Genomic DNA, 13,173 nt, shown 5'->3' on the forward strand with positions numbered 1-13,173 from the left:
GTCCGCGCGGACACGGCGCGTGACGATGGTCCCAGCAGTTTCACCGTCCGGGGAGGGCGAGTTGACGGATCCGTGGGTGGCCCTCGAGCCGGGGGCCGACCCCGCCGAGCGAGTGCGGGTGCTGCGCCGGGCGCACGAGACGTTCACCACGGCGGGCACGGTGCCGCGGCCTGTCCGGTCCGTGGTGGCCGAGTCGTGGCGGCGCAGCGCACGAGCCGGTGTGGGTCCGGACGGCACCGCCAGCGTGGAGCTGACCGACGGCGACCTCGGCGCCTATCGGGCCGAGCACCAGCTGGCGCGGGTGATGCCGCTGTTCCGGGAGCTGATGGGCACGTTCGCCGCCGACGGCGAGCATCTGCTCGCGGTGTGCGACGCGCACAGCCGGCTGCTGTGGGTCGAGGGGCATCCGGCGACGCGGCGCCGCGCGGACGGGATGAACTTCGTGCCGGGCGCACGCTGGTCGGAGGCAGCGGTCGGGACCAATGCGCCGGGTACCGCGGTCGCTCTGGACCGACCGGTTCAGGTGTTCGCGGCGGAGCACTTCATACGGCGGGTGCAGCCGTGGACGTGCGCGGCCGCGCCGGTGCACGATCCGCACACCGGCCGGGTCCTCGGCGCCGTCGACATCACCGGTGGCGACGGGCTGGCGCACCCGCACAGTCTGGGATTCGTGCAGGCGGTGGCACGGGCCGCCGAGTCGCAGCTCGCGCTGCTCGCCCCACTGCGGTGTGTCGAGGACACGGCCATGCTGAGCGCGCTGGGCCGCGACGAGGCCGAACTCCGCCTGGACGGACGACGGGTCAGGCTCAGCCGTCGGCACAGCGAGCTCCTCGTCCTCCTCGGCCGCCGTCCCGAGGGACTGACCGGCGACGAACTGCTGTGCGCACTGTATGCGGACGAGTCGGTGACCCCTGTGACGCTGCGGGCCGAACTGACCCGGCTGCGGCGGCTGCTGGGGCCGGGGCTGCTCTTATCACGGCCGTACCGGCTGACGACTGCCGTGGAGTCCGACGCCACCGTGGTGGAACGGCGGCTGGAGGCGGGGGCGCTCACGGCGGCGGCCAAGGCGTACGCCGGCCCGCTGCTGCCGGGTTCGCAGGCCCCGGCGGTGGTGCGGCTCCGGCGCCGCCTGGCCGACGGGCTGCGCACGGGCCTGATCGCCCAGGGCGACCCCGATCTGCTCGCCGACTGGGCGCACGCGCCCTGGGGCGAGGACGACCTGGATGTGTGGCGGGCCCTCGCCGCGGTGCGGCCCACGGCACAGGTGCGGGCACGGCTGGCGGCACTGGAGGCCGAGTTGGCCGTGCCGGCCGGCCAGGCCGCTCCACGGGTCGGCGGCGCAACGTACTTGCAACGTCCGCCCGCCTAGCCTCGCGCCCGGAGCTGTCCAACGGCGGGCAGCGCTTCACCGGGAGGCAGACCAGCATGACCCGTTACGCGGCGCCCGGCACCGAGGGCGCGATCGTCTCCTACCAGACGCGCTACGACCACTTCATCGGCGGCGCCTACGTACCGCCGGTACGCGGTCAGTACTTCGAGAACCCGTCGCCGGTGAACGGGCAGCCGTTCACCGAGATCGCGCGCGGCACGGCGGAGGACGTCGAGCGGGCGCTGGACGCGGCGCACGAGGCCGCGCCCGGGTGGGGCCGTACGTCGGTGACGGAGCGTTCCGACATCCTGCTGAAGATCGCCGATCGGATGGAGGCCCACCTCGAACCCCTCGCGGTGGCCGAGAGCTGGGAGAACGGCAAGCCGGTACGTGAGACGCTGGCGGCCGACATCCCGCTCGCCATCGACCACTTCCGCTACTTCGCGGGCGCCATCCGCGCGCAGGAGGGCTCGCTGGGCGAGATCGACGACGACACGGTGGCGTACCACTTCCATGAGCCGCTCGGGGTCGTCGCACAGATCATTCCGTGGAACTTCCCGATCCTGATGGCGACCTGGAAGCTCGCTCCGGCGCTCGCGGCGGGCAACGCGGTCGTCCTCAAGCCGGCCGAGCAGACCCCGGCGTCCATCCACTACTGGATGAGCCTGATCGCCGACCTGCTGCCGGCGGGTGTGGTGAACATCGTCAACGGCTTCGGCGTGGAGGCGGGCAAGCCGCTGGCCTCCAGCCCGCGGGTGGCGAAGATCGCGTTCACCGGTGAGACCACGACCGGGCGGCTGATCATGCAGTACGCCTCGGAGAACATCAAGCCGGTCACCCTGGAACTGGGTGGCAAGTCTCCGAACATCTTCTTCGACGACGTCTGGGCACACGACGACGACTTCCGGGACAAGGCGCTCGAAGGCTTCACCATGTTCGCGCTGAACCAGGGCGAGGTCTGCACCTGCCCCTCGCGGGCGCTCGTCCAGCGCGGCAACTACGCCGAGTTCCTCGAGGCGGCCGTGGCCCGCACCCGGCAGATCAAGCCGGGGCACCCGCTCGACACCGACACGATGATCGGCGCCCAGGCCTCCAACGACCAGCTGGAGAAGATCCTCTCCTACCTGGACATCGGCCGGCAGGAGGGCGCCAAGGTCCTCACCGGCGGCGAACGCGTCGAGTACGACGGCGAGCTGAAGGGCGGCTACTACGTCCAGCCGACCATCTTCGAAGGCGACAACCGCATGCGGATCTTCCAGGAGGAGATCTTCGGTCCGGTCGTCTCGGTGGCTTCGTTCAACGACTTCGACGACGCCATCAAGATCGCGAACGACACGCTGTACGGCCTCGGCGCGGGCGTGTGGACGCGGGACATCAACACCGCCTACCGCGCGGGCCGCGCCATCCAGGCGGGCCGCGTGTGGACGAACTGTTACCACGCCTACCCGGCGCATGCGGCGTTCGGCGGCTACAAGCAGTCCGGCATCGGCCGCGAGACGCACAAGATGATGCTGGAGCACTACCAGCAGACGAAGAACATTCTCTGTTCGTACAGCCCCAAGAAGCTCGGGTTCTTCTAGAGCTAGAACCCGAAGTCGGTTGCCTGGAGGCTTCGTTGCGCTCCAGGCAACCTGACACTGGAGCCTTTCCTCGTCATCAACGCGATACCTCGCGCCCCTGTCCGGGCTTCAAGTGCGCGTGAGCCCTCCCCTGGGTCGTGGCCGATGGCCGGCCGTTCTTGCTTGCATCTGTTGCCGGCAACCCGTCCGCAACGGCGCTGTTTCGTCAAGGGGCCGGCCGGCCCCGCGACTGTCTCGCCTCGAGGCCGGCCCTGGCCGGCGGCTCAGCCCAGGCAGAAGTCGCGGCGGTCTGCCACGAACGCGTGGATCGACTGGGGGGCGGTGCCCGTCACGCGCTCGACGCCGTCGGTCGTGCGGTCGTAGCGGTTGTCACGGTGCAGTTGGGCCATGGTGGCGATGTGCCGTTCGATGTGCAGCGGCAAGTTCATCCTGGAGAGGCCTTGGGCCTGCCATCGGTCCAGCGGCACGTCCACGTAGGACACCTGGCGGCCTAGAGCTCGCGACACCGACCACACCGGTCTAGATGCCGATGGCCCTGGGCTGCTCCTCGCACTCGAAGACGTTCATGATGATCGCGAGGGCGGCGGGCAGGATGAAGGCACCGCCGAAGCCCATCACGCCGCGGAAGGCCATGAGTTGCCCGGAGGAGTCGGACAGCGCGGACAGGGCGGATCCCGCGCCGAACACCAGCATGCCGAACAGCAGCACCTTCTTGCGGCCGAGCCGGTCCCCGAGCAGACCCGCGGTGAAGAGCAGTCCGGCGAAGACCAGCGTGTAGGAGTTGACCGCCCACTCCAGCTGGCTCTGGGTGGAGCCGAGGCCGGCGGGAGCGGGCTGAGCGATGGTCTTCATCTCCACGCTGAGGATCGAGTTGTCCAGCATCACCACCAGAAGGCTGCAGGAGAGCACGGCCAGGATGGCCCAGCGCCGGCGGTGGACCGCCTCGGAAACGCGCCTTGCCGCCGGCCGGGCGGCTGGGATGGCGTGGACTCAGCGGGCGCTGAGGACTCGGCGGGAGTGGGTGGTGATGCCACAGGGGGCTCCAGTGTTGTCGGCGGTCCCGCGCCTGCCGGGCGAAGGCCGTCGACCCCGGACGGAGGAAGGGCAAGGCCCGGCTCGCCCGCCACCAGGAATAGATGCCATACATAACTACTGGAGGCAGCCCGCGCGGCACTCACCGAGAGCGGCATCAAGCAGTCCGAACCACATCAGCACACGGACTGACCCGGGGGGCAGCCGATGGCGGCGACCGCACGGTGCGAGCCGCTTCTGAATCGATGGCCCGAGCAGCCTCAGGCCGACGATTCCATCGGGGCGAGCCGCTCCTGAACCGACGGCACCAGCAGCCGCGGGCCGATGACGCCATGGCCTTCGTCGACTGCATCCGCACACTGACCAGCCGGCGCCGACCTCCCTGTCCGGACCCGGGCCTTCCCGCCGAAGGCCTGCCCGAGCACTGGGCCGGCCTCGGAGCTTCCGACATCGTCTTCGAGCTGCGGAGCGAGCTCGAGGGCCCCGATCACATACCCTTCCGCCCGAGAATTCCCGGTCCCCGACCGAGCCCCTCAGCGGAGACCCTTCACGTCCCACACTTGCACGGCGCCGTCGTCGTCCGCGCCTCCTATGGCGAGGCTGCGGCCGTCCGGACTGAACGCCACGCACTCGGGGCTGGTGACGGCGCCGCTGTGGATCTGACCGGTCTGTCGGTGGCCGGCGACGTCCCACAACCGCACTTGATAGGAGTTCACCGTGGCCAAGGTGCGGCCGTCCGGGCTGAACGCCACCGAGGTGACCACGGAGGTGTCCGGGAGCTTGGCGACTTGCCGGTGGCTCGCCACATCCCACAGGCGGGTGGTGCGGTCCCAGTCGCCGGCGGCCAGGGTACGGCCGTCGGGGCTGAACGCCACGCTGGTGGTGTTGATGAACTTCCCTATCGGCTGGCCGAGTTGCCGATGGCTGGCCACGTCCCACAGGCGCACTGCCCCGTCGCTGTCCCCGGTGGCCAGGGTGCGGCCGTCCGGGCTGAAGACCACGCTGTTGATGATGGCGAACGGGGCGCGCCCGAGTGGTCGGCCGAGCTGCTTTCGGTCGGCCACGTCCCACAGCCGCGTGTCGCCGTGGCCGTCCCCGGTGGCGAGGGTGCGGCCGTCCGGGCTGAACGCCAGGCTCTCGACGGGGTTCGCCCCGACCGTCAGGAGATGGGCGAGCTGCCGGTGGCCGGCCGCATCCCACAGCTGCACGGTGCCGTCGAGGTTCCCGGTGGCCACCGTCCGGCCGTCCGGACTGAACGCCACAGCGCTGACGGCGAGCGGACCGACGGCCAACGGGCGGCCCGCCTGCCGGCGGCCGGCCAGATCCCACAGCCGCGCGGTGCCGTCGTTGCTTCCCGTGAGCAGCGTACGGCCGTTCGGGCTGAACGCCAGGCCCGTGATGTAGGACTCGTGGCCGTACAGGGTGACGGGCAGAGGGCCGGCGGGCGTTGTCGCGGGCCGGGAGCCGCTGCCGTGCGGCGAGGCGGAGGTGCTCGCCGAGGCCGTCGCCGGACGCCCGCCGCCACCTGCGGCTCGGCGGGAGGGCCACAGCGTCCAGAGCAGGATGCCGGTGAGCAGCACAGCAAGGCCGACGAGGGCACCGAGCCGTTTCACGTGCCATGTCCGGCCTCGCGGGCCGGCGGAATCGCGCTTGTTCGCACCGTCCCCTGCGTCGGGTTCCTGGTCGGTAACCGGTTCCGGTGATGCGTCGAGGAACCGGGCCAGGTCGGTGTTCCGCCTGTCGATCAGGATGTGTACGGCAGGGGGCCAGGGCTGTGCGGATGGCGTGATCTCGCCTATGGATTCCAGGAGTTGGTCGGGTGTGGGCCGGCGGACCGGATCCTTGGCCAGGCACGGCCGGATGACGCCGCGCAACCGGTCCGGGATCATGTCGAGGTCCGGTTCGGCGTGCACGACGTTGTACAGCGTGCGCGGTGCCGAGGGTCCGGCGAACGGCCCCTCCCCGAGGCACGCCGCGACCAGCACGGCCCCCATTGAGAACACATCGCTTCTCGGGGTGCAACGCCCCTCCGAGACCTGCTCCGGCGCCATGAATCCTGGCGAACCGACCAGCCAGGCGGTCGGCGTCAGCTCGCTCCCGCCCGCGCCGTCCGTCGCCCGCGCGACATGGAAGTCGGTCACCTTGGCGCCGTCGGAGGCGAGCATGACGTTGGCGGGCTTGAGATCACGGTGGACCAGACCCGCCCGATGGATTGCGTTCAGCGCGGAAGCCAGCCCGGCGGCCAGGCGGAGCACCGCCTCCTCGGGCAGCCCTCCGACGACGTCCACCGCCTCTCGGAGCGACACCCCCGGCACGAACTCCGTCGCCAGCCAGGGGACCGGTGCGTCCGCATCGGCATCGAGGACCGCTGCGGTGTGCACCCCCGTCACCACGCGAGCGGCCTCCGCCTCGCGGCGGAGCCGCACACGGAAGCCGTCCTCGTCGAGGAAGTGCTCGCGCACCCGCTTGACGACGACCAGCTGCCCGTCCGGCGCGCGTGCCAGCGACGCCCGCCCCAGGGCGCCGCTGCCCAACTCGGCGAACAACCGGTACGGCCCGATCATCTCCGGGTCCGACGATCTGAGCCGCCTCATGCTCCTCCCCCGGCAGAGGCGCGACGGATCGGCGTCCGCCCCGTCAACACCGCCGCCCGCGACCGGCGGTCAGTGAAGTGTCCACAGGTCCACCTTGTCCACGATGACACCGGCCAGGGTCTTGCCGTCCGGGCTGAGCGTGACGGATACGACGGACGAGCCGCCCCCGGCGAGAGTGAACCTGCCGAGGGTGGTGACGATCTTGCGGGTGGCGACGTCCCACAGCATGACCATCCCTGCCAGCGTGCCGCCGATGAGTGTCCTGCCGTCCGGGGTGAAAACCAACGAGGTAACGGTGCCCGCGTCGCCTTCCTCCGACGTGTCGGTATAGGTGAGGTCGGCGATCTCCTTGTGGGTCTCGACGTCCCACAGGTGGACCGTCTTGCCGGCGGTCGCTCCCGCGAGGACCTTGCCGTCCGGGCTGAACGTCAGGGCGCCCACGCCCGTTTCGTAGCCGGCGAGGGTGGCGATCTTCGCGTAGGTGGTCCCGTCCCACAGTTCGACCAGTCCGGCGACGTTGGAGCTGGCCAGGGTCGCGCCGTCCGGGCTGAACACGACGGAGTTCACTTCCTTGGTCGTGGTGTGCGCCTCGGCCACGGCATTGTTGAGCGTGGCGATCTTCGTGTAGGCGGCAGCGCTCCAGATGGAGATCGTGCCGTTGCCGTTGGCGCTGGCCAGGATCGCTCCCTTGGGGCTGAAGACGACCGAGTTGACCGATACGACGCCAGGGTCGGTGAGGGTGGCGACACGCCTACGGGTAGCCGTCTCCCACAGCGAGATCGTGCCGTTGTAGTGGGGGTTCTTGCTGGGGTCCTTGCTGTCGGCGCCGGCCAGGAACGCACCGTCCGGGCTGAACGCCACGGCATTCACCCCCAGGAACGATGGATCGGTGAAGTCGGTGAAGGTCGCGGTGCTCTTGCGGGTGGCGATGTCCCAGAGCGAGATCGTGGCGTCGAAGTTGCCGAGAGCCAGCACCTTGCCGTCCGGGCTGAACGCCGCATCGGCCACTCCGCTTGCGGGAAGCGTGGCGTACAGCGTGGGGTGGGGTCGCAAACCCCGGCGCCCGGTGGGTTCGGCACCCTTGCCCTTGGTGCTGCCGTCGGACGAGGAGGCAGCGGACAGGCTCAGCGGAACGGCTACGGCGGTGGCCGCGACCCCGATCCCCGCGAACAGCAAGGCCCGGCGCCCGTGGAGGCGCACATGTCCCTTGTCCTCCTCCTGCCCGTCCGGGTCAGGGGGATCGAGCGGGCCGCCGCCTGGGGGCTGCTGCCACCCGGCAGGTTCGTCAACCGGAGCATTGTCGCCGGGAGTTGCCTCGTAGAGGGCGTTACGGGCGAAGGGGAACCGGTGGGCGTCGCGCACGCCGCCGTCGACCGGCTGCGGCAGCTTCGCCCGCAGCAGACGGGCCCTTGCCTCGACAAAGATCTGACGTAGAGTCAACTCTGCGGGTTTGCCGGGGATCCCGGTCCTCACCACGTCGATCAGGGTGTGGGTGAAGTGCGTCAGCCGGCCGCCCAGAGGGGTCTTGGCCTTCTCGTAGCGCGAACTGGCGCCCACGAAATACAGCCCGTCGACCGGCCAGAGGTCCGTCAGACCGGCGGCCCCCGACTGGAAGTGGAAGTCGGCGTCCAGGCCGAGTTCGGCATGGCAGCAGTCCAGGACCACCAGCTTGGTGGCGGCCGGCGATCCGCGCAGGACCTCGAGCAGCCGCGGGTAGAGCAGCGCCGAGTCCGGGAGCACCTCCGGATCCGAGGAGGTGCCCGTCAGGGCGAGCGCCAACTGCCCTTCCCGGGTGCGCATTCCGTGGCCCACGTAGTAGACCAGCAGGACATCGGTCACGTCGCGTACCTGCGCGACGAGTTCCATCACGACGTCCCGCGGGCTGTCCATGTCCTCCAGCGCCGTGATGCGGTCGCGCGGCCAGCCACACAGGTCGCCGGTCAGCAGCTCCGCCATGGCGCTGACGCAGGTGTCGGCGGGCAGCGGCCTGATCGCCAGGTCACGGTAGTGGGAAGTACCGATCAGGATGGCCCGCGAGCGGGAGCGATCAGCCCTCGTCATCGAAGAGTTTCTCGAGCAGGGGCAGCACCTCGTCGACGTTTCTCGCGGTGACCTCCAGGCGGTCCTCGCCGCGGCGGAAGGTCAAGGTGATCCCGGACCCGCGGGATTCGACGAGCGTCTTGACGATCTGGAAGAGGATGGTGATCGCCCCTCCGGAGCAGGCGACGGTGACGAACTCCAGCACGGAGCCCTGTTCACCGGGGGACGCCGCGGCCGGCACGCCCCGCACACGGAGCCCGGACACGCCACGCAACTCGTTGTACACGGCGTCGAGATCGTCCGGATGCCCACTCCGGATCTCCACTGCCCCGCCGTCCCCACCACGCACCTTGGCCCCCGCCCTCCGTCGTGCATACGGCTGTCCCTCGACGATTATTCCAGGAGGCGGCGCCCAAGCGAAGGAGACGGACGCGACTGTCGTCGAGCAACTGACCGTGAGCAGGGCACCGGCCACCCACCACCCAGCCGTCGACCAGGCCGTCGTGGTGGTACGGGAGGACCGTCCCGGCGACCGGCGGCTCACCGGGTACGTGGTGCCCTCGGACAGGCCGCGCCGGCCCGGTCCGTGCGTTCGCCCGGATGACCGCGACGGGCGAGGCCGAAGGGCTCACCCCGCACCGGCCTCCGAACGGAACGGCGCTGTTCGGGCACAACCCGTCGGAGATGGACTTCCTGTACCAGGAGGTCTTCCAGCGCGAGGAGTACGTCCGGCACGGGCTCACCCCGCCGGAGGACGCAGTCGTCTTCGACGTGGGCGCGCATATCGGGTTCTTCTCGCTCTTCGTGGCCCGGACCTGTCCGCGTGCCACGGTGTACGCCTTCGAGCCGATCCCTGAACTGTTCGGGCTACTGTCCCGCAACGCGCGGCTGTACGGGGCGGACATCCGCCCGTTCGACAACGGCATGGCCGAGGCACCGGGCAGCGCCACCTTCACCTGCACAGAACCTGGGACGCACGGACCAGGGTGGACGGGGAGGCTCAGGCACCCACGCCCGAAATGGCCGTGACCCCGCCGTCGATCAGGAAGTCCGCCCCGACGACGTACGCAGAATCGTCCGACGCGAGGTAAACGGCCAGTTTCGCGATTTCCAGCGGATCGGCCATCCGTTTGCTCGGATTGTTGGTCCGGAGGATGTCCTTGACTGTCTCACCCTGCTCTTCCCCCGGGAAGCGACCGAACATTGCCGTGTCCGTCGGGCCTGGACTCAGGGTATTCACGCGGATTCCGCGGTCCACGAGTTCGGCGCTGAGGATTCGGGCGAGATGACCGACCGCGGCCTTGCAGGCCGAGACGGTCGAGGTCGTCGGCCACCCCTTGTGTGCACCAACGGAAGAAGTGATGATTACGGACGAGCCCTGCCTGAGCAGTGGCAAGGCCTTTTGAATCGTGAAGAACACCCCTTTGAAATTGACGGCCACCACCTTGTCGAAGCTCTGCTCCGTCACATCTTCGAACAACAAGAATTCACTGTGACCCGCATTGGCGAACACACCGTCCAGGTGTCCGAACTCCCGCTTGATCGTGGCGAACATCGTGTCCAGGTCGGGGAGATGACTGACGTCCGCGCGAACGGCGAGACTCCCGACTCCAAGCGTCTCCTTGGCTGCCTGCAGCGCCTGCTCATTCACGCCGCAGATAGCGACGCGCGCACCCTCTCTGCCGAATTCCTGCGCCGCGGCCAGCCCGATCCCACTGCTTCCGCCGGTGATAAGGATATTCTTGTCCGCCAGCCTGCCCATTGTCGTCGCTCCTTTAGATGAAGCATGTTCAAATCGGTAACGGTTTCCTGCAGATCCAGCCGACGCCGGGTGTCACAGGCCAACGCTGCAAACGCCGAGTCGGCATGCGTGCACCTGATTCTCGGGGCGCAACGTGACGCACTCCAACACACCGGGCCGGTTCGCAACAGATTCATCCATGTTCCGTTGCTGAAGCCCTTTCAACTCGCCCCCCATAGGGGTGAGTCACCGTCCGTGACGGCGAGTTGTGGCGCAGCGCGTGGTGTGCGGCTCAGGGTGGGCGGAGCTCGTCGCGCAAGCGGCAGGAGGGCTTGGGCGTGTGGTCAGGGTGCGATGACGAGGCGTTCGATGAGGTGGTCGCGGAGTGTGAACCGGTAGTACAGGTCGACGGTGCCGCCGGGGAAGTCGCCTTCGAGGTGGTGCGTGGCGGTGTAGTGGGAGGCGTCGGTCCGTTGGGCGCCGGTGAGTTCGATGGTGTAGGTGAATTCGGTGGCGGACCGGCTCAGCCACTGCTCGATCGCAGCCTTGCCCTCGTAGGTGTTGCCGTCGTCGGTCACGGTGGCATCGCTGGTGAACGCGGTGATCGCGGTGGCGGTGTCGTGGGCGCGGTGGGCCTTGAGGTAGCGGGTGATCGCCTCGGGGAGTGTGTCCGCGGCCATGGCGTGCGACTGGTCGTCGTGCATGACATTCCTTCGCGTGGTGGTGGGGCGAGTGGTGGTGGGGTTCAGACGGTGGGGGTAGTGCCGCCGTCGATGACGTGTTCGGCGCCGACGATGGACGAGGCGCGGTCGGAGACGAGGAAGGCGACGAGTTCGGCGACCTCTTCGGGCCGGTTGGGGCGCCCGAGGGGAATGCCGCCGAGGGAGTCCATGAGCCGTCCCAGCGCCGCCTCCCGGGTGACGTCGGCTTCGGTTGCGATCCGGGCGACCAGTCTGTCGGCGGCGGCGGTCCGGATGAAGCCCGGCGAGACGGTGTTGACGCGGACTCCGTGCGGGGCGACCTCGTTGGACAGGCCCTTGCTGTAGGTGGTCAGTGCCGCTTTGGCCGCCGCGTAGGCAAGGGTGCCGTTCCACAGTGGCATGCGGCGCTGGATCGAGGTGACGTGCAGGATCACGCCCTTGCCGCTCCCGATCATGCCGGGCAGCAGACCGCGGTCGAGGCGGACGGCGGCGAGCAGGTTGGTGTTGAGCTCCCTGGCCCAGTCGTCCTCGTCGAGCGCCGCGAATCCTCCGGCCGGCGCCTCGGAGCCGCCGAGGGTGTGGACCAGGATGTCGACGCCGCCCAGGCGTGCTTCCACTTCGGCGATCACGCGGGTCGCGCCTTCCCTGGTGGACAGATCGGCGGCGATGAATGCCCGCTCCTCCACCTCCTCGGGTCGGCTGCGGGATGTGACGAGCACGTTGGCGCCGGCTTCGGCGAGGCGCCGGGCGATCGCGGCTCCGGTGCCCTTGGTGCCGCCGGTCACCAGGGCTCGGCGGCCTTCGAGGGATTCGCTGACGGGGATGGTCACGGCACGTTCCGTTCCTGGGTGCGGGCATGGTCCACGGCATTCGTGGCTGCTAAAATAGAAGCCAGTAACTTCGACTTTAGCAGCAACCGAGGAGCTGGTCACCGTGGCGAGCAGGATCAGGCTGGAGGACCGGGAGTGCCCGCTGTCCACGACCGTGGAGCACGTGGGCGAGTGGTGGACGCTGCTGCTCCTCCACGACGCGTTCGACGGCTACACCCGCTTCGACCAGTTCCAGGAGAACCTGGGCATCTCCTCCAGCATGCTCACCACCCGCCTGAAGACCCTCGTCACGGACGGACTGCTGGAGCGCCGCCCCTACCAGACCAACCCCGTCCGCCACGAGTACGTGCTGACCGAGCTGGGGCGCTCCCTGCGCCCGGTGATGATCGCCCTGGCCGCATGGGGCAACTCCCGCCTGGCCCCGCACGAGCGCAGCATGGTCCTCGTCGACGCCGGCAGCGGCGAAGAGGTCGAGCCCGTGGTGGTCGACGCCAAGACCGGTCGCCGGCTCGACGACAGTGACACCTACGTCTTCACGGCGGGCCCTGCCGCCAGCGACGCCATGCGCAACCGTTACGCCCAGCAACGACCGGCGGCCCCGACGACAGGGGCGTAGGACACGCCGTCTCGACCGGGCACCTGTCCGCATGCCTGCATGCGCTGCGGGCCGGCATGTCAGAGGCGGCCCGTAGCCTCAGGCGCCATGGGGATTCAGATCGATGCAGTGGTGAGTTACCCGATCAACGACGAGATGGAGAGGGTGCTCGGGTTGGCCGAGGCGGTCGGCGAGCCCGTCTCCGTCACGTTCGTGTGGGAGGGGGGCAAGGAGGCCGAACGCGCGGTGCTGGTGCCCGCGGCCACGCTGGCACTCTGGGAGCACTGGGCCCCCACGGCCTACCCGACGAGTGGCGCCAGTGGGACGAGTGGCGCCGGTGAAGAGAACCGGGCCGTGGCGGAGGAGCCGGAACTGGCCCACCCTGAGGAACCGGAACTGGCCCACCCTGAGGAATACGGCGCGTTCACGCTTTTCCGTCGTCGCACACGAGGGCGCACGGCGGTTGCCCGCAAAGGCGTGGTGGTCGCCGAGCTGCTGGACCCCGACGAGGCGCACTGGCTCCAGGAGAAGGCCCGGTCTGTCCGCCAGGGCTTCATGGATCCGAAGCAGAAGGCGGCGTTCGAGGAGTTCCTCGCCCGACAGGCATCCCTCGATGATCAGTGATGCGCCGACTCGTGCTTCGCGGCTCGGTGATTGACCTGTGGGCTCAGGCCCGGCTCAGGCCCGGTTC

At 69.5% G+C, this 13,173-nt stretch carries 12 protein-coding genes and 2 pseudogenes; 6 read left to right on the forward strand and 8 right to left on the reverse strand.

Features of this window, described 5'->3' with window-relative positions:
• Positions 1-61: 61 nt before the first annotated feature.
• Together ACZ7P3_RS11645 and exaC are read left to right on the forward strand one after the other, a co-directional pair.
• Complete coding sequence (locus tag ACZ7P3_RS11645) at positions 62-1,369, forward strand: GAF domain-containing protein (RefSeq protein WP_472080711.1); 1,308 nt, start codon at positions 62-64, stop codon at positions 1,367-1,369.
• Positions 1,370-1,425: 56 nt separating this feature from the next.
• Positions 1,426-2,949, forward strand: a complete 1,524-nt coding sequence (gene exaC, locus ACZ7P3_RS11650) for an acetaldehyde dehydrogenase ExaC (RefSeq protein WP_472080712.1) — start codon at positions 1,426-1,428, stop codon at positions 2,947-2,949.
• 263 nt (positions 2,950-3,212) lie between these two features.
• On the opposite strand, the gene ACZ7P3_RS11655 is transcribed toward exaC, so the two are convergent.
• On the reverse strand, positions 3,213-3,422 hold the full coding sequence (locus tag ACZ7P3_RS11655; RefSeq protein WP_472080713.1) for a hypothetical protein: 210 nt from the start codon (positions 3,420-3,422) through the stop codon (positions 3,213-3,215).
• A gap of 49 nt (positions 3,423-3,471) precedes the next feature.
• Positions 3,472-3,983, reverse strand: a pseudogene (locus ACZ7P3_RS11660) (MFS transporter); the annotation flags it as partial.
• Positions 3,984-4,226: 243 nt separating this feature from the next.
• Here ACZ7P3_RS11660 and ACZ7P3_RS11665 point away from each other — a divergent pair.
• Positions 4,227-4,448 (forward strand): annotated as a pseudogene (locus tag ACZ7P3_RS11665) (PaaX family transcriptional regulator C-terminal domain-containing protein); the annotation flags it as partial.
• Positions 4,449-4,514: 66 nt separating this feature from the next.
• Here ACZ7P3_RS11665 and ACZ7P3_RS11670 read toward each other — a convergent pair.
• The 3 genes from ACZ7P3_RS11670 to ACZ7P3_RS11680 form a co-directional block, all read right to left on the reverse strand.
• Entirely contained in the window at positions 4,515-6,575 is a 2,061-nt protein-coding gene (locus tag ACZ7P3_RS11670) for a WD40 repeat domain-containing serine/threonine protein kinase (protein WP_472080714.1), read from the reverse strand.
• A gap of 69 nt (positions 6,576-6,644) precedes the next feature.
• Complete coding sequence (locus ACZ7P3_RS11675) at positions 6,645-8,636, reverse strand: caspase, EACC1-associated type (protein WP_472080715.1); 1,992 nt, start codon at positions 8,634-8,636, stop codon at positions 6,645-6,647.
• Positions 8,623-8,940 carry an effector-associated constant component EACC1 gene (locus ACZ7P3_RS11680; protein WP_472080716.1) on the reverse strand — a complete coding sequence of 106 codons (318 nt, stop codon included), beginning with the start codon at positions 8,938-8,940 and terminating at the stop codon, positions 8,623-8,625. Before ACZ7P3_RS11680 ends, ACZ7P3_RS11675 begins: the two co-directional genes overlap by 14 nt.
• A gap of 275 nt (positions 8,941-9,215) precedes the next feature.
• On the opposite strand from ACZ7P3_RS11680, the gene ACZ7P3_RS11685 reads away from it, so the two are divergent.
• Positions 9,216-9,644: an FkbM family methyltransferase gene (locus ACZ7P3_RS11685; protein WP_472080717.1), complete on the forward strand. Its 429-nt coding sequence runs from the start codon at positions 9,216-9,218 to the stop codon at positions 9,642-9,644.
• On the opposite strand, the gene ACZ7P3_RS11690 is transcribed toward ACZ7P3_RS11685, so the two are convergent.
• From ACZ7P3_RS11690 to ACZ7P3_RS11700, 3 genes are all read right to left on the reverse strand, one after another.
• Entirely contained in the window at positions 9,616-10,377 is a 762-nt protein-coding gene (locus ACZ7P3_RS11690; RefSeq protein WP_472080718.1) for an SDR family oxidoreductase, read from the reverse strand. The two genes, ACZ7P3_RS11685 and ACZ7P3_RS11690, sit on opposite strands and share 29 nt — an antisense overlap.
• Positions 10,378-10,700: 323 nt before the next feature.
• Entirely contained in the window at positions 10,701-11,060 is a 360-nt protein-coding gene (locus ACZ7P3_RS11695) for a nuclear transport factor 2 family protein (protein ID WP_472080719.1), read from the reverse strand.
• Positions 11,061-11,101: 41 nt separating this feature from the next.
• Positions 11,102-11,887, reverse strand: coding sequence for an SDR family oxidoreductase (locus tag ACZ7P3_RS11700; RefSeq protein WP_472080720.1), 786 nt, complete (start codon positions 11,885-11,887; stop codon positions 11,102-11,104).
• A gap of 103 nt (positions 11,888-11,990) precedes the next feature.
• Between ACZ7P3_RS11700 and ACZ7P3_RS11705 the strand changes: the two genes are divergently transcribed.
• Positions 11,991-12,503: a winged helix-turn-helix transcriptional regulator gene (locus ACZ7P3_RS11705; protein WP_472080721.1), complete on the forward strand. Its 513-nt coding sequence runs from the start codon at positions 11,991-11,993 to the stop codon at positions 12,501-12,503.
• 87 nt (positions 12,504-12,590) lie between these two features.
• Positions 12,591-13,106 carry a hypothetical protein gene (locus ACZ7P3_RS11710; RefSeq protein WP_472080722.1) on the forward strand — a complete coding sequence of 172 codons (516 nt, stop codon included), beginning with the start codon at positions 12,591-12,593 and terminating at the stop codon, positions 13,104-13,106.
• The last annotated feature ends 67 nt before the right edge of the window (positions 13,107-13,173 follow it).

Source organism: Streptomyces sp. NPDC107581 (genome assembly GCF_055657175.1).